This window comes from Paenibacillus sp. fava2, assembly GCF_058313675.1.
Genome location: NZ_CM177755.1, coordinates 5,922,385 through 5,940,424 on the forward strand (window position 1 = coordinate 5,922,385; position 18,040 = coordinate 5,940,424).

18 protein-coding genes are annotated in these 18,040 nt (G+C 53.9%); 4 read left to right on the forward strand and 14 right to left on the reverse strand.

Annotated features, from left to right (window positions below; all coding sequences use genetic code 11):
- Positions 1–66: 66 nt before the first annotated feature.
- The 7 genes from AC4G46_RS25995 to AC4G46_RS26025 all read right to left on the reverse strand — a co-directional run bounded on the left by AC4G46_RS25995 (position 67) and on the right by AC4G46_RS26025 (position 6,631).
- Positions 67–2,016, reverse strand: coding sequence for a glycosyl hydrolase family 18 protein (locus tag AC4G46_RS25995; RefSeq protein ID WP_491125250.1), 1,950 nt, complete (start codon positions 2,014–2,016; stop codon positions 67–69).
- Positions 2,017–2,161: 145 nt separating this feature from the next.
- Positions 2,162–2,488, reverse strand: coding sequence for a hypothetical protein (locus AC4G46_RS26000; protein ID WP_491125251.1), 327 nt, complete (start codon positions 2,486–2,488; stop codon positions 2,162–2,164).
- 98 nt (positions 2,489–2,586) lie between these two features.
- Positions 2,587–3,228: an XTP/dITP diphosphatase gene (locus AC4G46_RS26005; protein WP_491125252.1), complete on the reverse strand. Its 642-nt coding sequence runs from the start codon at positions 3,226–3,228 to the stop codon at positions 2,587–2,589.
- A 1-nt stretch (position 3,229) separates the two neighbouring features.
- On the reverse strand, positions 3,230–3,991 hold the full coding sequence (gene rph, locus AC4G46_RS26010) for a ribonuclease PH (RefSeq protein WP_068723360.1): 762 nt from the start codon (positions 3,989–3,991) through the stop codon (positions 3,230–3,232).
- A gap of 178 nt (positions 3,992–4,169) precedes the next feature.
- Complete coding sequence (locus AC4G46_RS26015) at positions 4,170–5,288, reverse strand: GerMN domain-containing protein (RefSeq protein ID WP_491125253.1); 1,119 nt, start codon at positions 5,286–5,288, stop codon at positions 4,170–4,172.
- Between the two features lie 257 nt (positions 5,289–5,545).
- Positions 5,546–6,184, reverse strand: coding sequence for a hypothetical protein (locus AC4G46_RS26020; RefSeq protein WP_491125254.1), 639 nt, complete (start codon positions 6,182–6,184; stop codon positions 5,546–5,548).
- Positions 6,185–6,199: 15 nt separating this feature from the next.
- Positions 6,200–6,631 carry a hypothetical protein gene (locus AC4G46_RS26025; RefSeq protein WP_491125255.1) on the reverse strand — a complete coding sequence of 144 codons (432 nt, stop codon included), beginning with the start codon at positions 6,629–6,631 and terminating at the stop codon, positions 6,200–6,202.
- A 123-nt stretch (positions 6,632–6,754) separates the two neighbouring features.
- Here AC4G46_RS26025 and AC4G46_RS26030 point away from each other — a divergent pair, with 123 nt between their 5' ends.
- The 4 genes from AC4G46_RS26030 (at position 6,755) to AC4G46_RS26045 (ending at position 9,901) form a co-directional block, all read left to right on the forward strand.
- Entirely contained in the window at positions 6,755–7,351 is a 597-nt protein-coding gene (locus AC4G46_RS26030; RefSeq protein ID WP_491125256.1) for a phosphatidylglycerophosphatase A family protein, read from the forward strand.
- A 342-nt stretch (positions 7,352–7,693) separates the two neighbouring features.
- Positions 7,694–8,386 (forward strand): Type 1 glutamine amidotransferase-like domain-containing protein, encoded by a 693-nt coding sequence (locus AC4G46_RS26035; protein WP_491125257.1) that lies wholly within the window; start codon positions 7,694–7,696, stop codon positions 8,384–8,386.
- A 27-nt stretch (positions 8,387–8,413) separates the two neighbouring features.
- Complete coding sequence (locus AC4G46_RS26040) at positions 8,414–9,184, forward strand: hypothetical protein (protein ID WP_491125258.1); 771 nt, start codon at positions 8,414–8,416, stop codon at positions 9,182–9,184.
- Between the two features lie 495 nt (positions 9,185–9,679).
- The gene (locus tag AC4G46_RS26045; protein WP_491125259.1) at positions 9,680–9,901 is read left to right on the forward strand and encodes a hypothetical protein; all 222 of its coding nucleotides are present in this window, start codon (positions 9,680–9,682) and stop codon (positions 9,899–9,901) included.
- A gap of 43 nt (positions 9,902–9,944) precedes the next feature.
- Here AC4G46_RS26045 and AC4G46_RS26050 read toward each other — a convergent pair whose 3' ends face one another.
- The 7 genes from AC4G46_RS26050 to AC4G46_RS26080 form a co-directional block, all read right to left on the reverse strand.
- The gene (locus AC4G46_RS26050) at positions 9,945–10,985 is read right to left on the reverse strand and encodes an MBL fold metallo-hydrolase (protein ID WP_491125260.1); all 1,041 of its coding nucleotides are present in this window, start codon (positions 10,983–10,985) and stop codon (positions 9,945–9,947) included.
- Positions 10,986–11,720, reverse strand: coding sequence for a class I SAM-dependent methyltransferase (locus tag AC4G46_RS26055; protein ID WP_491125261.1), 735 nt, complete (start codon positions 11,718–11,720; stop codon positions 10,986–10,988). It abuts the gene before it with no gap.
- 133 nt (positions 11,721–11,853) lie between these two features.
- Positions 11,854–13,551: a glycoside hydrolase family 13 protein gene (locus tag AC4G46_RS26060; RefSeq protein WP_491125262.1), complete on the reverse strand. Its 1,698-nt coding sequence runs from the start codon at positions 13,549–13,551 to the stop codon at positions 11,854–11,856.
- A 120-nt stretch (positions 13,552–13,671) separates the two neighbouring features.
- Complete coding sequence (locus tag AC4G46_RS26065; RefSeq protein WP_491125263.1) at positions 13,672–14,223, reverse strand: hypothetical protein; 552 nt, start codon at positions 14,221–14,223, stop codon at positions 13,672–13,674.
- Positions 14,224–15,085: 862 nt separating this feature from the next.
- Positions 15,086–15,859, reverse strand: coding sequence for a Cof-type HAD-IIB family hydrolase (locus tag AC4G46_RS26070; RefSeq protein WP_491125264.1), 774 nt, complete (start codon positions 15,857–15,859; stop codon positions 15,086–15,088).
- A gap of 280 nt (positions 15,860–16,139) precedes the next feature.
- Positions 16,140–17,282 carry a hydroxymethylglutaryl-CoA lyase-like TIM-barrel protein gene (locus tag AC4G46_RS26075; RefSeq protein ID WP_491125265.1) on the reverse strand — a complete coding sequence of 381 codons (1,143 nt, stop codon included), beginning with the start codon at positions 17,280–17,282 and terminating at the stop codon, positions 16,140–16,142.
- Positions 17,279–18,031: a HesA/MoeB/ThiF family protein gene (locus AC4G46_RS26080; RefSeq protein WP_491125266.1), complete on the reverse strand. Its 753-nt coding sequence runs from the start codon at positions 18,029–18,031 to the stop codon at positions 17,279–17,281. The genes AC4G46_RS26075 and AC4G46_RS26080 overlap by 4 nt, the downstream gene beginning before the upstream one ends.
- Positions 18,032–18,040 lie beyond the last annotated feature (9 nt).

An 18,040-nucleotide genomic window follows, 5' to 3' on the forward strand; every position in this document is an offset into this window, starting at 1 on the left:
TACCAAAAAGCCTGCAGAGAAATGGTTCTTCTCCGCAGGCTATGGATACTGCCGCTTAAGCCGCTGTTATTTCAGCTTCCAGAGGGCAGGTGTAGTTGCCGGTTCCCAGCCGGCCAGCGAGGTGTGAGCCTGCTGGCAGACATACGACTGTCCATTATAAGACACCGTATCCCCTGCCTTATAAGCGATGCCTGCTGCCCAAGCATTGGCACCTGGAGTAGCCGTAGCAGAAGGAGTAACTGTCGGCGTTGGCAGGGCAGTTGGCACAGGAGTAGCCGAGGCTGTCGGTGCAGGCGTTGCCGGCGTATTGCCGCAGACACCGATTACCTTCCACGCGCCATACGCGCCGCTCAGATCCGGACGGTCACCCTGGGTCCACCATTTGGCTTCATATACGTAACCGCCATAGGAAACCTGCTGGCCCTGTGTGTATATACCAGTTGAAGTCCAGGCAGGCGCGGTACATTGACCCGGTGTTGCTGTAGGCGTCGGCACTACAGTGGGGGTTGGCACAGGGGTACCACTTGGTTTTGGTGTGGCGGTTGGCGCCGGAGTTGCTGTAGCTGTCGGAGCTGGCGTTGTGCTTGGTTTCGGCGTTGCTGTAGGTGTCGCGGTTGGCGCAGGTGTCGGCGACACTGTCGCGGTCGGAGTCGGCGTCGGAATCACTCCTCCCCCAAGCTCTGCACTGAGCTTGGTCTGAAGTGTCCGGTTGCGGTCGCCGCTCGTTTCCCAGAACATCGCTCCGGCCAGTCCCTTGGACTTCAGGTAGCTGATTTTGTAGCCGAGGGATTCTGCATCATCATAGCTGATATAAGTCTGATTCGAAGGATTATACAGATAAGGCACCTTGGCTACGTTGTTCCAGTAACGGGTATAGCCGTTTTTGTTGATATAATTTGCTTCCAGATCATTGAAATCATAGTTTCCCTTTTCCCAGGTGCCTGTTGAGGAAATGCCGGCCGATACCTGGTATTGCCCGTTGCCTGCAGCCGGTGCACCGCCCCAGCCGCGGCCGTAAAACGGCATTCCCAGTACCAGCTTGCTTGCAGGAACTCCAGCACCCAGATAGGTGGTGACCGCCTTGTCAATATTATAATTGGCCGGCTCGGTAAGTCCGGTGGAGGCGGTGGCAGGATCATAATACAGCGGGGCATTATGCCCGGTCGTCGTATTCCAGCTTCCGTTGAAGTCGTAGGTCATGATGTTGATCCAGTCTACTACCGCAGCAATTCCGCTGAGGTTATTGTTCTGTACATAAGCCGGACTTGCCCCCGAGGCGATGGTCAGCAGGTAGGTTTTACCGTCGGCGGTACCGGCCGCATTCAGCTTTTCACGTATTTTTTGCAGCAGCAGCACATAATTCTGTTTATCCTCGGGACGGTAGCTGTTGCCGGCCAACCCGCCGCTTACCGGATACTCCCAGTCAAGGTCAACGCCGTCCATCTTGTATTTACGGATGAAATCCACCGCCGAATTGGCGAACACCTCACGGGTAGCTGCTGTTGCCGCCACATCCGAGAAGCGGTTCGACCAGGTCCAGCCGCCGACGGAGATCATAGTCTTCAGGTTCGGATTTTTCTCCTTGAGCTTCCACAGCTGCTTCAGGTTGCCTTTAATCGGGTCATCCCATTTGTCATCCCCGAAGCTTTTCTGGGCATCGATCCACGGATCGCCGAGCACGATTGTGCCGTTTGGCACGCTGATGGCCTGACCCTGCTCATTTTGACAGGTCCAAGTAACCGGATTCGGCCCGGTCGGGTCCGGATTGCCGTGCACCCCGTTCCAGCAGATGTCGGCAAACGCGTAGTTGATTACATTCATTTTGGTGGCATCGATATCTGCTACATTAAATGCCCGTCCGTAAGCAGCCCAGGACGCGTAATAACCGACTATCTTATAATTATTGCCTTCGGCTTTTACCGTTTGGACGCTGCCGCCGAGCGCGGCAAACAGCGTAATAAACAAAGCAGCCGCCAGACCCAGCGCAACAGTCTTCCGTGATTTCTTTTTCAGCATGCAAGTGTTACCTCCCCGGTATATTCTCACAGCAATGCCTTTCACCAGCAAAGAATCAGCGACCGTATCCGGACCTCAGCAGCAATCTCTCTGCAAGCCCGGCTAAGCCCAGCACTCACCCCGCTTCCCGGTTTTGGATTCACCCTCACTCTGCGTTCCTAGCAATGTTACGGCTGTCTGTTAATAGACTGGTAATGGAAAAACGCGCGCACAAAGCCGCCCTTCGGGCTGTTCCTTTGCCTGTAAAGCTACAAATCTGAGGGCTCATAAAAAATTTTTTGAGATAAAAGGTGTCAGGTAGGGGATGGGTGGGGAATTTAAGCAGTAAGTATTTGGATTTTTCTGACATCATTAAGAGATGAAGGTAATTATAATTTTCAGGCATCATGGCCTGATCCGCCAGGGGGAAATTTCTGTAATCAGGGGATAAAATCATCTCATGCTCAAAAACAGCTGCTGCGAAGTATTGCATTTGGAGTTTATTTTTTGGAGGGAGCCGCCTTATAAAAACGTAAAAAGACTCTGCCCGCCTATGCAGCAAACAGAGTCTGTATTATCAATCGTATAGGGCTACCCGTTATTGCCCTGCTTCGCGGCCAGCTTATCCGTCAGCAGGCGGAGTGCCGTTCCGCGGTGGCTGATCTTCTGCTTCTCTTCGAGCGTCAGCTCCGCCATCGTCTTCTCATACTCCGGAAGATAGAAAAGCGGATCATACCCGAATCCCCCGGCGCCCGCAGGCTCCGAGGTAATCCAGCCCTCCACTGTCCCCTCCGCAGTCAGCTCTGATCCGTCCGCCGGATCATAAAGCGATAATGCACAGACAAAACGGGCTGTGCTGAGCAGCGGCTGGCCGGTGTCCTCGCCCTGCTTCATCCGCTCCAGCTCGCTGAGCAGCTTGAGATTGTTCTCCTGATCCTGTGCACCCTCGCCGGCATAACGGGCAGAGTATACTCCAGGCTTGCCGTCCAGCGCATCGACGCACAGGCCGGAATCATCCGACAGTACGGGCAGGCCGAGGGCCTCGCCGACTGCCTTTGATTTTTTGAGCGCATTCTCGGCAAAGGTGGTGCCGTCCTCTACTACATCCGGAAGCTCGGGGTAGTCGAACATGCTCTTGACAGTCAGACCGAGCGGTGCAAAAGCATGCTGGAACTCGCGGACCTTGCCTTTGTTCTTCGTTGCAACAATCAGGATGCCGCCGCTGTTAGTCATGCTACACCTCTTGTCCGGGCTGGCCGGAAGGGATTTTGAGCGCAATCGGGCCGAGCACTTCCTTTTGCACAGCGATCAGTTCATAAATGCCCTTCTCCCCGAGACCGAGCAGCTCGTCCAGCTCCTGGCGGGTGAACGGCCGCTCTTCGCCGGTACCCTGCAGCTCCACAAAAGCGCCGCCCCCGGTCATCACCACATTCATATCAACCTTCGCCTTGGAATCCTCTTCATAGTTCAGGTCAAGCAGCGCCTTATCCCCGACCACGCCGACACTGATAGCCGCCAGATAGTCTGTAATCGGAAATACGGCCAGCTTGTGCTGGAGGGCGATTTTGTTAATGGCAAAGGCCATCGCCACAAAAGCTCCCGTAATCGAAGCTGTCCGCGTACCGCCATCTGCCTGGATGACGTCGCAGTCCAGCGTAATGCTGCGCTCACCGAGCGCCTGCAGGTTCACTACAGAGCGGAGCGCACGCCCGATCAGCCGCTGGATCTCCATCGTCCGTCCGGTCAGCTTGCCGCGTGCGGCTTCACGCTGGTTGCGTGTCTGGGTTGCCCGGGGCAGCATTGAATATTCGGCGGTTACCCAGCCCTTGCCCTGTCCCTTTAGAAACGGCGGAACCTTCTCGTCTACTGTAGCCGTCACAATAACCTTGGTGTCGCCCATTTCAATCAGTACAGAGCCCTCTGCATATTTATTAGTTTGGGTTGTAATCGTAAGCGGCCGGAGCTGGTCGCTGTTACGCCCGTTTGATCTTGTCATAGTCTGCCTCCTGCATCTTGAGTAGCTAAAGTTAACGCGTCCGCCAAGCGGAGTCAATATTTGGACTTTGCGCGCGAAACGGATAACACCCGGGAGGGCATTATCCGTTTTTTGCTTAGCAAACTTTATTCTACCAAAGAGAAAGCACAAAAGCATCTTTTGCCCAGATCAAAATCTTTTACAGCGCCAGCGCGTTTACATACTCCGGTGCGGACACAGGCTGCCCGTAGTTGACATTATCCGTTCCGGTGACCGTCTCCTGGCCATTCAGGCGGATCTGCACCGGAGCATCATCGGCATTTTGCGCTACAGTAAGCACTACGGATTCCAGCATTTCCGCCGGAACATTCTGCGCATCTTCAAACATATCATCGGTCAGCGATACTGTAACTACGCCGTTCTGCCCGGCCTCCACCGAATCGATTGCGGTTCCTCCTGTCATCACCATCTCCAGGCCGCCTGCCGATTCCGGACCGGCAATCAGCTCGTTCAGTGCTGCCTTTACCCGGTCCTCACCGGCGGGTACAAAGCGCGTAACCGGAACATAATACTGTTGAGTGCCGTCAGGCGTTGCTGCGGAAAAATAAACAGTAACTGCAGTAGAGTTCATCAACACCGGTCCGTTACGCGGCAGATTGATTCCAAAGGAACGGGACAGCGGGTGGTCCAGAGGTGTGCCCTGGAGCGGCATTTCGGTCAGCTTTTTGCCGTCCACCCACAGCTGTACGCCCTCAATGCCTTCCTGTCCGGTCAGGGTCCAGGTAATGGCTTCAAGAATCGTCCGTTCATCAGCCGGCTTGTATTCGTTAAATACAGTATTGAACTCAACCACAGCAATTTTGTTCTTGTCTATAGAGACACTCTGCACTTCGGTTCCGGCGGGCAGTATGCCGCTGAAGCCTTCCGGTACAGTGGAGGCATAAGCTCCCTTGCTGACCAGTGCGGTGAGCGAGTCCTTCAGCATTGCGTTACTGTCTCCCTCCGGAAGCTTCAGCGCTACCGGGGCCAGGAGACCGTTGCTGTCCTGAAGGTAGACTGTCGTCCGCTCTCCGGGAGCGATGGCTTCTTGCTGTCCGGAGCCGGCTGCAGCCTCTGTATCCTCCTCTGCCACCGGTCCGAACACCCCTGTGTCTAGCGTAGTGCTGCCGCTGATCTCCAGCATCTGCGCTTCGATCTCCTCCGGCGGCGGATCAACCGCTGCCGACTCCGAGCCGAACAGTCCGCAGCCGGACAGCAGAATCGGAACCGTGAGCAGGCAAGCCGCAGACAGACCGCGGACTTTTGTCATATGTTTCATTAATCATTGCCCCTTTCAATTACTAGGATCAGTTTGTACTGCTATGTATACGAGCCCTCTTCGCAAAAAATAACAACAGCTTATCCTCAAATTTGGACAACGCACGGTGGCAGTAGTAGGACTGGCTGCGGGTGAGGGTGGATATAACTTAGTGAAGAGCATTGAGCGATGAGTAATTGAGCAAAGAGCAATTGAGCATTGAGCAATCAAAGGCATTTTTGCCCTTGATTTCGGCTCCGGCGGGCGAAACGGGCAAATCAAAGGCATTTTTGCCTTTGATTTCGGCCTCGGCGGGCGAAACGGGCAAATAAATCAGAGGCATTTTTGCCTTTGATTTCAGCTCCGGCGGGCGAAACGAGCAAATCAGAGGCATTTTTGCCCTTGATTTTCGCCTCGGCGGGCGAAACGAGCAAATCAAAGGCATTTTTGCCTTTGATTTCAGCTCCGACGGGCACAATGAGCAAATCAAAGGCATTTTTGCCTTTGATTTCAGCTCCGGCGGGCGGAACGAGCAAATCTAAGGCATTTTTGCCTTTGATTTCAGCTCCGGCGGGCACAATGAGCAAATCAAAGGCATTTTTGCCCTTGATTTCGGCTCCGGCGAGCACAATGAGCAAATCAAAGGCATTTTTGCCTTTGATTTCAGCTCCGGCGGGCGGAACGAGCAAATCAAAGGCATTTTTGCCTTTGATTTCAGCTCCGGCGGGCGAAACGGGCAAATCAGAGGCATTTTTGCCCTTGATTTCGGCTCCGGCGGGCGGAACGAGCAAATAAGAGGCATTTTTGCCCTTGATTTTCGCCTCGGCGGGCGAAACGAGCAAATCTAAGGCATTTTTGCCTTTGATTTCAGCTCCGGCGGGCGGAACGAGCAAATCAAAGGCATTTTTGCCTTTCATTTCAGCCTCGGCGGGCTAAACGAGCAAATCAAAGGCATTTTTGCCCTTGATTTCGGCTCCGGCGGGCGAAACGAGCAAATCAAAGGCATTTTTGCCTTTGATTTCGGCTCCGGCGGACGAAACGGGCAAATCAGAGGCATTTTTGCCTTTGATTTCGGCTCCGGCGGGCGAAACGAGCAAATCAGAGGCATTTTTACCTTTGATTTCGGCTGCGGCGGGCGAAACGAGCAAATCAGAGGCATTTTTACCTTTGATTTCAGCTCCAGCGGGCACAATGAGCAAATCAAAGGCATTTTTGCCCTTGCTTTCGGCTCCGGCGGGCGGAACGAGCATATCAGAGGCATTTTTGCCTTTGATTTCGGCTCCGGCGGGCGAAACGAGCAAATCAAAGGCATTTTTGCCCTTGATTTCGGCCCCTGCGGGCGGGCAGACTCCATCAGTAGACAAGTTAAGGAATCTACCTGTGTGCTTACCGTGTTGCAATAACAAAAAAATGCGTCCGTTGTCCACTGCTGAGGTAATAAAGTTATAAGGCTGAGTCCAGCCTACTCCTACAATGAGGTGACTATCATGAATAAAATTAAAGGTCCTTACAGCCTTAACAGTAAAGCAGTTGCAGAAGCAACCAGGCACTGGATGCAGGAGCGCGGCGTTACAGTAAATGAAATTGCTGAGCTTGTTATGTTTTTGCAGCAGAAGTACTATCCCACACTAACTATGGAGGAATGTGTTCACAACGTCGAAATGGTGCTCAGTAAACGTGAGGTGCAGAACGCCGTGCTCACCGGAATTCAGCTGGATGTGCTGGCAGAGGAAGGCAAGCTGTTCTCCCCCCTTCAGGATATGATCGAAAATGATGAAGGCCTGTACGGAGTAGATGAAATTCTGGCCTTCTCCATTGTGAACGTATACGGCAGCATCGGGTTCACCAATTACGGTTACGTAGATAAGCTGAAGCCCGGAGTACTTGAGCGGCTGAATGATAAAAGCACCGGTCAGGTACATACTTACCTGGATGATATTGTCGGCGCAATCGCTGCAGCGGCCAGCAGCCGTATCGCCCATCGCAAACAGGCAGAACGCGAGCAGGAGCTTGGCCTCCCGCACGCGCCGGAGGATGTAGAAGAAGCCGCCAGAAAGCCTGCTGCCGAGGACAAATTAGAGTAGCCTCTGCTGCTTATATATCTGGGCGCTGCTGGCTATAGGGGCCAAATGCAGGGCAAACGCACAATAGGATCAAATAAAGCGTTTATCTGACGAGTACTATAGCTTCAGAACAATGAGGCAGCCGGTCATAACATCGGCTGCCTTCACTGTGCTTATTGGCAGGAAAGCTCCAGGCTTTTATCGAACACATGGGTACTGGAAAAATTATGAATTCCCGAGCAGTCATTCACCAAGAAAAAGCTTAAAGATGCAATGGGCAGAATTACAGCAGCTTAAGCTGCTCCCCCACTCAGTAGACTATCGTATTCTAATATTTATATAGCCACCAAGGAGTGTGAAGTTATGAGATTATTACTGACATCTGCGGGCGTTAATAACAAAAGCATCCACAACGCCCTGATAGACATGCTCGGCAAGCCCATAGCCAGCTGCAAAGCTTTGTGCATTCCCACCGCAATGTACGGCCACCCCTGGGTCGGTCCCGGCATCAATGCCTGGGAATTCATCAGCGGGAAATCCGAGAACCCTATGGTTGAACTGGGCTGGAAGTCTGTGGGCGTGCTGGAGCTGACTGCACTGCCAAGCATCAGCAGGGACCGCTGGGTTCCGCTGGTTCAGGAGACGGACGTCCTGCTGGTTCAGGAGACGGACGTCCTGCTGGTATCAGGCGGCGATGCCCTCTACCTGAACCACTGGATGCGGCAGTCCGGACTGGCAGAGCTTTTGCCGTCGCTGCAGGCTGTTTATGTAGGAATGAGCGCAGGAAGTATGGTAATGGCACCTAACATCGGGGAATACTTCGCCGGCTGGACTCCACCCGCGGGCGGCGATGAATCGCTGGGGTTGGTTGATTTTGCAATATTCCCGCACCTGGACCATGAACTGCTTCCTGACAATACCATGGTTGCCGCTGAGCGTTGGGCCCCCGGAATGCGGGGACCGTCCTATGCAATTGATGATCAGACCGCCATCAAAGTGACCAACGGGGCAGTGGAGATTGTTTCTGAAGGGAATTGGAGACATTTTACCCCCTGACATTTTCAAAAAAAGGAGAACCTTATTTTGTTATTATTCAGAACAAAAAAGAGCAAAATCATCGGCTTTTCTGCGATTCTGTCATTCGCGCTCGTTACCCTGATCTTATATTTGATTTATGCTAAGCAGACAAATGCTGTATTCATCCGCTTTTCCAATATGAACCAAATCGCTCATAACGTGTACGTTGAACCTGAATTCAAGGCGATTGAACAAGCGGAACTGCTGCGTAATGTGCAAACAGCTAATGCAAAAATCAATACACTTTTTGGTCAAAAAGAATCGTCTCCCGTTTTAATTTATGCACAATCAAAAAAGGCCCTGGAGCATTACGCAGATTCAGATGTTGGACAAACCTATTATTATCCGTGGAATACCTACATTGTTATCGGGTCAAGGGGCTTTAACGAAAATGTGATTGCCCATGAATTTACACATTCCGAATTAAGGAAGAGGCTCAGAAACAGCAGCAGGGTGCCCATATGGTTTGATGAGGGATTAGCCGCCATGGCTGATGGGCGATTTACTGATAGTGAAATGACTTGGAGCACCCAAACTAATGGCGGGAAAGAACCTATAGATTTTGATCGTCTGGACTCTCCCTCTGCATTTCAGCCAAATGCCGAAAGCCATATCAATTATGAACTGGCGTGTTACGAGGTTTCGAGGTGGTACGGGATTGTTGGTACACCCGGTTTATTGAAACTGATCGATTCTTTGAATAAAGGCGGGGACTTTGTTGATGTTTATAAAGGGATTGAGCGTAATTTGAGTAATGGAGCTGGCGGGAAACGGTAGTTTGATGATACAAAGAAAGCAAAAGCAGCTAACGGAGAGTTATGCGGAGGAAAGGTAAAAAGAGATTATCCGGCATCACAATTAATAAACAAAATGGAGAGTATTGGAGAAAGTTTATTTCAGACAGTGAGGGTCCAACCGAGTGGACTAAGGAACCGTCGCCAGTGTCAAACACAAAATAGGAGTGTCCACCGCTCATTAAACAAACGGGAAACGTTAGTTGAATGACCACGGAAGCGCTTGGTATTAAGTGCCCGTTAGTTGGTGATTCGCCGCACGGGTTTCTGAGTACCTTTTCGAGCTCATTTTACGGAACGCATACATACTTTAACTGCAGTTGATGCAACTAAAAGAACCAAAAAAGGCCATTATCCAGATATAGTTGTATTCGGTACACTTAAAAATCCGATTTTTAGCCGATTTGGCCTTATCCTGCACTTTTAGTTGCACAGAATGCAGCTATTGCTGCATTTGACTAAATCCGAGCCATAATAAGTGCATAAAGTGCAGCTAAGTCGCAGTTGGTCACCAAACAAAACAGCCAGATCACGAACCGGCGGGATTGTTCCCGCCAAGCTGTTCGTGAGCTGGCTGTTTTCAGCTGCGCTGCTGTGCCCGGCGCTGCAACTGCACTGCACGCCGCTGCTGCAACTGCACTACACGCCGCTGCACCCACACTGCACGCCGCCGCTGCACCCACACCGCACGCGCCGCTAAGCACGGCATTGCGTCCACACTGCACGCGCCGTCATGTACGGCGCTACCGCTCGGCCGCCGCGAACAGCAGCGGCCTGCCCGGCGCTGCCGCAAGCGTAGCCGCCCGGCCGCGGCGCACCAGCTCCGCCAGGTGCGCGAGCGCCTCGCTCATGGCGAAGCGCAGCTGATGCGCGCTGTTCACGCGGCCGCGGAACAGCGCTTCGCACACGGCGAACCCGCTCTGCGGTCCGCCGGCCAGCAGCTGAGCGGCGGTGTCCAGCCGCTCCTCATGATGCCGGAGCAGGCTGTCCGCCCGCTCCGCCCACGCCGTGAACGGTTCCCGGTGCCCCGGGAACGCACGGCGCACAGGCAGGCTGCGCAGCACGCGCAGCCCCTCCAAAAACGTCTGCAGCGGCTGCGGATCGCTGCCGGGCTGCAGGCCGACATTGGGCGAAATCTGCGGCAGGATAGCATCGCCGCAGATCATGAGCCCGCTGCCGGCCTCATACAAAGACACATGACCCGGCGCATGCCCGCCGGTCAGCACGGGCGTCCACTCCCGGCCGCCCAGCATAAGCGGCACCGCAGCGTCGATATAGCTGACCTCCGCCTGCGGAGTAACCTGGGTCAGGAAGCTCTCCAGATGCTCCCTGACCCCCTGGACCAGCTCCTCCGGCATGCCGTGCCGGAGGAACAGCAGTGGCAGCGACTCATTGAGCGTCGCCTCCGCGCCCCAGGACATACGGGCCTCGGCGTGGGCCCGCTCCGACATCCAGACCCGGCTGCCGCTGCGGGCCTGCATCCAGCCCGACAGCCCGTAGTGGTCGGGATGGTGATGGGTCACTACGATCTGCCGGACATGATCCCAGGAGAGATCCAGCTCATCCAGCACGCCCTGCCAGGCGAGCTCCGCCTCCGCCGTGTGCGGGCCGGGGTCAATGACCGTGATGCCGCCCTCCGGCTCTGTGACAATATAGCTGTTGACCCAGCGCAGCGGAGGGTCCATCGGCACGCTTACCTGCAGGATACCGTCCTCCCAGGCTTTTATTTCCGCCTTACGCATGATGCCGTCACCGCCTCTCGGGAGTCTTCTGCCTGATACCATCTAAGGACGTATACCAACAAAGATCATCCGTTTGGAATGCTCCTCATTGTATTCCTCTTCATCATAGCTGCCGTGGACGGCTTCAAGCTGCAGACCGGCGGCGGCAATCAGCTGCTTGAACGTCTCCAGCGGGTAGAGCTTCACCCGCTCATGGTATTTGCGCGGCGTACCATCCCCCTTGGAGGTGAGGATGATGTCTTTTTTGACATAACCGTCTTCAATCCTCCGGGATTCATCGATCCGATTCTCCCCGTCCCTACGGGTAGAATGGGGCACCAGATGGGCGATAACAAAGGCGGGATTCAGAAAGTCGATTATAAATTGGCCGCCCGGCTTCAGCATCCGGTATACCTCACGCAGCACCTTCACCTGCTCTTCGTCATCCTCAAAATACCCAAAGGAAGTAAACAGATTCACCACCGCATCAAATCCGCCGTCAAGCGGCAGCTCCCGCATATCGGAACGCAGCCAGGTCACCGCTTCCGCGCCATCCTGGGCACGGGCTTCACGCAGCAGGACTTCAGACAGGTCAACGCCGGTTACCGCAAAGCCCGCTTCCGCCAGCGCCAGGGAATGGCGGCCCATACCGCAGCACAGATCCAGCACCTTCGCCCGCTCCGGGAGCCCAAGCCAGCCGATCATCTTCTCCACCTCATGCCGGGCCCCGCAGAAATCCCTGTGCCGGTACACAATTAAATAGTCCTCGCCAAAGCTTTTTTCATACCATTCACTCATCCTGCTTCTCCTCCCCGCGCCTCCTGCACACTCTCTATGTATAATATTGTAACGATTGTACCCCCTTTTCTCCGCAAACTCAAAGAAGAGTCGCCATTCCGCCATATTTCACGCGCCCTGGCAACTCTCCTGATTAGGCCTGGATCTGCCGCTCCAGATAAACCCTTGCTTCATATGGCCGCAGCTTCAGCGAAGTCAGATCATCTTCCTTGGAAGGAGGGTAGTTGGAGATCAGCAGCTCCTGTTTGCCGGCTGCGAACTCCGCAGGCAGCTCGAACACCGGCTCATGCTCATAGAAATTCAAGATGATCAGCAGACGCTGGTCCTCTAGCGTCCGGGTAAAAGCATAAATTTCCTCATGCTCCGCAAGCAGCAGGCCATATTCGCCGTAGACGATAACCGGATGCTTTTTACGGAGCTGGATCAGCTTCTTGTAGTAGTGGTAGATCGAATCCGGGTCCTTGACCGCAGCCGCCGCATTGATCTCCCGGGAGTTAGAGTTGACTCTGATCCACGGTACGCCTGTCGTAAAACCGCCCTCGTCCGAATCATCCCACTGCATCGGGGTGCGGGCGTTGTCCCGGCTTTTTTTGTGGATATTGGCCATAATCTGCTCTTCCGGCATCCCCTGGTTACGCTTGTCCTCATAGTAATTCAGCGTCTCCACATCACGGTAGTCATCAATGGAGTCGAACGCCGCATTCGTCATGCCGATCTCTTCCCCCTGATAAATGTAGGGAGTGCCCTCCTGCATATGAATGAACGTGGCCAGCATTTTGGCTGACGGTACGCGGTAGAACAGATCATTCCCGAAACGCGACACTGAGCGCGGCTGATCATGATTGCACAGGTAATTGGCGTTCCAGCCCCGGTTATGCAGAACCGTCTGCCAGTTGCTGATGATTTTTTTGAGGTCGGTGAGCTTCCAGGGTACGGTATCCCATTTACCCCCGCCCGGAGCCGCACAGTCCAGATTCATATGCTCAAACTGAAAGGTCATATTCAGCTCGCGCCGCCCGTCTCCAACATAATCCAGCGCCTGCTCCGGCCCAAGACCCGAAGTCTCCCCGACAGTCATAATATCGTAGAAGTACAGCACCTTGTCATGCAGGTTCTGCAGCATCGTGTGCACATCTTCGAGGTTGGAGAACATCTCATACGCCCGCACCGTAGCTGTTCCGCCCGGATTAGCCGCGTCCGGATAGCCTTCTGCCTTGATGATGTGGGCAATGGCATCGAACCTGAAGCCGTCAACGCCTTTCTTGAGCCACCACTCCACCATCTCATGCAGCTTGTCGATCACCACCTGATTTTCCCAGTTCAGATCGGGCTGGTATTTGGAGTACAGATGCAGGTAATACTCGTCCGTCTGGGGATCAAGCTCCCACACCGAGCCGCTGAAATAGGATTCCCAGTTGTTCGGGGGACCGCCGTTTTTGCCTTTACGCCAGATGTAGTAATCGCGTTTCGGATTATCCTTCGAGCTCCGCGATTCGATGAACCAGGGATGCTGGTGGGACGTGTGGTTAAGCACCAGATCCATCATCAGCTTCATTCCCCGGGCGTGCATCTCGCGCAGCATCAGGTCAAAATCAGCCATCGTCCCGAATTCCTTCATAATGTCGCAGTAATCACTGATATCGTAGCCGTTATCATGGTTCGGCGATTTGTAAATCGGGCACACCCAGATGACATCCACACCCAGGTCCTGCAAATAATCCAGCTTCGATATAATGCCGCGCAGATCACCGATCCCGTCACCGTTGCTGTCCTTGAAGCTGATCGGATAAATCTGGTAGGCCACGCTTTCTTTCCACCATTTTGGATTCACTTGGACTCTCCTCCGCTTCTCCGGTGTTTGCCTCAGTTAGTGATATTTATAATATCTTAACCATACTGGTGGAAGACAATCACAGATTGTTTGGCAAAAGCAGGCGGGGGTGCATCCGGTTTAGCCCTCTCTCAGCTCCAGCAGCTCTGGAATGACTTGCTCCATCTGCCGGAATATCACACGCGCGGTCTCCCCCTCATCACGGATATAAAAAATCAGCAGCGACCGCTCCTGAAACACTTTATGCTGAACCAGATCCGCTGTGGCCGTCTGATTCTCAAAATCAGCCCAGCCCGCTTCGCGCTCCACTTCCCCGGCAAACTGGTACATAACCAGCTCTTCCCCGTCCAGCAAAAAAACAAGCGGCTTCCGCCCGCTCAGCTCCCTGTGAAACACACTCTCCGCCCGCACTTCACTACTGCGCAGGTCAAGCCCCTGTTCCGCAAAAACAGCAGCAATCTCGTCCGCACCTAGCTCCCTTAGCTCCTTAACCGTCACATTATTGCTCTGGCTGCACCCGGTAACCAGTATTCCAATGACGAGGAGCATCAGCACTATAACTATCCTTTTCACGCTTGATATGAGCGCTAATGTGCCGGTGTTCTTGCTAACGCCATTCTTGCTGTGCATTCTTTTAGTTAAAGTCACCTCTGTGTTCGTACTTAAACTCATCCAAACCGCCCCCTCAATTGCCTCTTATTATGAATGGACGGCCGTGTGGCAGATATTGTTGCGGCGGGTACGGAACAAGCGGCTAAAGTGAAAGTGGAGGCAACAATAAGAGTAGGGACAACAATGGCAGTAGGGATATCTCTGGTATCTGTGACATTTTGAGAAAAAACGTGACACCTGCATCACCTGCCATACCTATCACATCTAGCTCGCCTACCACACCTACCACCCCTGCCATACCTGACTCACCTCACTCACCGGCTACACCTGCGTTCACCTGCATCACCTGCCACATCTACCTCGCCTACCACACCTACCACCCCTGCGGCACTGTGATTGCATTTTGTACAATCGTTTACTTAAATTCCTCCCTGTAAGCAGCTTCTGTTGTATTTTGTGCAATAGAAAAGGCTCAATGGGTACATTTATCCGTCGACTAGCCAAATCTGCTGCATGAAATACAATAGATTGCTTTTCCCGCACAAAAAAGGGCATTTCTATTGCACATTCTGCAACAGAAAGCCCTCTGACTGTCGAATAGCTGTATTTTGTACACTTAAAAGCCGCTGAAATCAGCATCTGCACCACATAACTGTATTTCGTACAACTAAATCCGCCCAAACTGGCCAAAACTATGGTTATGCGTCCTTTTAACTGCATCAAATGCAGCTAAAGGGATGACTTGGCGGCAAATAGATGTTTTTAGGTGTACAAAGTACAGTTAAGCCGGCTGATCCACCCGCTCTGCAACAACTGTCCAGTCCTCAGTTAGCCAATGGTTGAGCAGGATAAAGACTGAACGCCGAACCACTTAATTCCCCGGCCGTGCACTGTTGCCGCCAGTACAAATAACGCCTGCCTCCTACAGCAGCCCCACCATCTTCAGCCCCTCGTAAATACCGTCCTCGCTGACATGCTTCGTAACATAGGACGCGGCCGCCTTCACTTCTTCCTCCGCGTTGCCCATGGCAATACCGTGTCCCACGTAGCCGAGCATTTCCACATCATTGAGCCCGTCGCCGAACGCGTACACATCTTCTTTGTCCACACCGAGGATTTCGATCATCTTAGCAATGCCGTTTGCCTTGGAGCCGTTGCCCGGCAGGACGTCCATCCCAAGCGGGTGCCAGCGGACGAATTTAAGATCCGGATAGGCTTCCTCATACGCCGCCTGGTTCTCCTGCGGGCAGAAGATGATCGCCTGATAAATCTCGTTCTGCAAAAAATATTCGGCATCATGCGTCGGAAAAGCCAGCTTCAGCGAACCGATGCTGGTCAGAATGTTCTCATGCTCGGCTGTATTGACCTTCATATCCGTAGCGTCGATGTAAGCAACCGGATGGTCGTTTTTTTCAGCGAACAGGGTAAGCTCCTTCAGCACTTCGGTTTCCAGCCGGTTGGTGTAGATCACCTTGCCTTCATGGACCACATATTGGCCGTTAAGCGAGACAAAGGAATCAATCCCCAGCTCTTCGCGCAGCTCCTTGAACATATAAGCGCCTCTGCCCGTCGCAATGGCGACATTATGGCCCCGCCGCTGCAGCTCGGCAATAGCCTCCCTGGTGGAAGCCGGTACGTTCTTATCCTCATCATAAATCGTTCCGTCAATATCGAAAAAAATAGTCTTCTTGGTCATGGGTCTCCAGTCTCCTTGTGTGGCTCTTTATATTTATCCTGCCCAAATTGTAGAGGTTTACTGAAACGGGTGCAAGCTTTCCTTTGCCGGCGGGCGGTTCAAGAAGTATAATGCGCCTGGCCTCCGTCGGCCTCAATCATATCCCATCCCCTTTATCCTATTTATTGCAAAATAAAACAGCGGCAGCCCCCTAAATAGAGACTGCCGCTGCCGATTGGACGTAACTTCCGGCTATTCCGTTCATCTTCCTTACCGGATACAGGTTAGTAGAACAGCCTGATCACACCGCATTCTGCGCCCGCTGCTGCTCCTCCATCAGCCACTGGAGCAGCATGACCTCCGGCACATTGCCTTTGCGGGCCTCGGCGTATTCCCGGACCCGCTCCAGCAGCCGGCCTGCCGTCTCCGGGCTGACCTCAAGACCGCGCTGCTCCAGCACATGCGCCACTCCGCCGCTGCCGGAATGCTTGCCCAGCACAAAGCGGTGGGACCGGCCGACCTCGGCCGGATCAAACGTCTGATACGTCGCCTTCTCCTTCATCAGCCCGTCCACATGAATGCCGGACTCATGCGTGAACGCGAGCTGTCCCACTATGGGCTTGGCGTCACCGACATTGCGCCCGGAGGCCGCAATGACCATATCCGCCAGCCCTTTGAGCAGGTCCAGCCGCACGCCGCATTCGCCGCCGTATAAATGCCGCCAGGCCATGGCGACTTCCTCCATGGCCGCATTGCCGGTACGCTCACCTATACCGGCTACTGTGGTGCTGGCCCAGACCGCCCCGGCGGCTATGCCGCTCAGCGTGTTGGCCACGGCCAGCCCGAAGTCATTATGGCAGTGCACCTCCAGCTCCACATCCGCCGGAACCGCGCCAAGCAGCGTCTGAATCCGTCCTGCCATTTGTCCCGGATGATGGGCAGACACCGTGTCCGCATAACGGAACCGGCGTATGCCTTCCTTGTATAACGTGTTGACCAATTGGGTCAGAAACTTCATATCCGCCCGGGACGAGTCCTCCATGCCGACCGATACCGTCATGCCCTGCCTGAGCCCGTACTCCGCTGCACGCAGCAGCTTGTTCATCCCTTCAAGCGGTGTCAGACCCAGCTTGCCCTGCAGCTGGATATCCGAGACCGGAATGGATACATGGGCCCAGTTCACTCCGGTGCTCCGCGCCTTGTCGATGTCGCCAAGGGTTGACCGGTTCCAGGTCATCAGCTTCATCGGCAAGCCCAGCTCCGCAATAGCCGCAATGTCCTCCTGTTCCCGTCTGCCCATGGCAGGGATACCCACCTCTGCCTGTTCTACTCCGCATTCCGACAGCAACTTTGCGATTTCCAGCTTTTCCGCCCGCGTGAATGATACTCCAGCCGCCTGTTCACCATCCCTGAGTGTCGTGTCACATAGCTTGAGACTTTTCACGGTTTACCTCCTTCTCCGCAGCAAGCGCAATTCGGATTACGGGTAATAGTGACGCTATAACAGGCGAAGTCGAGTGAGCTGAAGCGATGCATTACGCCCGCATAAGTTGTCCCTACCCCTGTAATCCATTTTACGGCTTCCAGTGCTGCCAGACAACCGGCAATTCCGGAGGTCGCACCCAGAACTGGAAATCCGAACGGTTCCCATTGCGGCTGCAGATTCGGGTACAGGCATTCCAGACAGGGGGTCTGACCTGGAATCATCGTGGTAAGTGAAATCTCAAAGCCGTACATCGCCGCCTCCACCATCGGTGTAGCAGTATCGATACACAGCCGGTTCAAGGTATACCGCTCCGGAAAATCATACCGCGCATCAATCACGATGTCGGCGTTCTCCACCCACGGCTTCGCCCGTTCATATTCAATTCTGGCATTGTAGCCCTCGATTTCCACATGCGGATTAAGACGTTTCAGCTGCGCTGCTGCCGTACTGATCCGTTCCATCCCTAAAGCTCCGCTGTCCATCAGAATCTGCCGGTTGAGATCCGGCGGCAGAATAATACCTTCGTGCGCCAGAATAAGCTTGCCGACACCTGCCGCCGCCAGATACAGCGCAGCCGTTCCTCCTAACCCGCCGATACCAGCCACCATGACCGTTGCTTCCTTTAATGCCCGCTGTCCGTCCTCTCCCAGCAGCTTCAGCTGCCGGGCATACCGTTCAAGCTCTGCTCCTCCGGCAAGCTGCTCCATGCCTGTCGC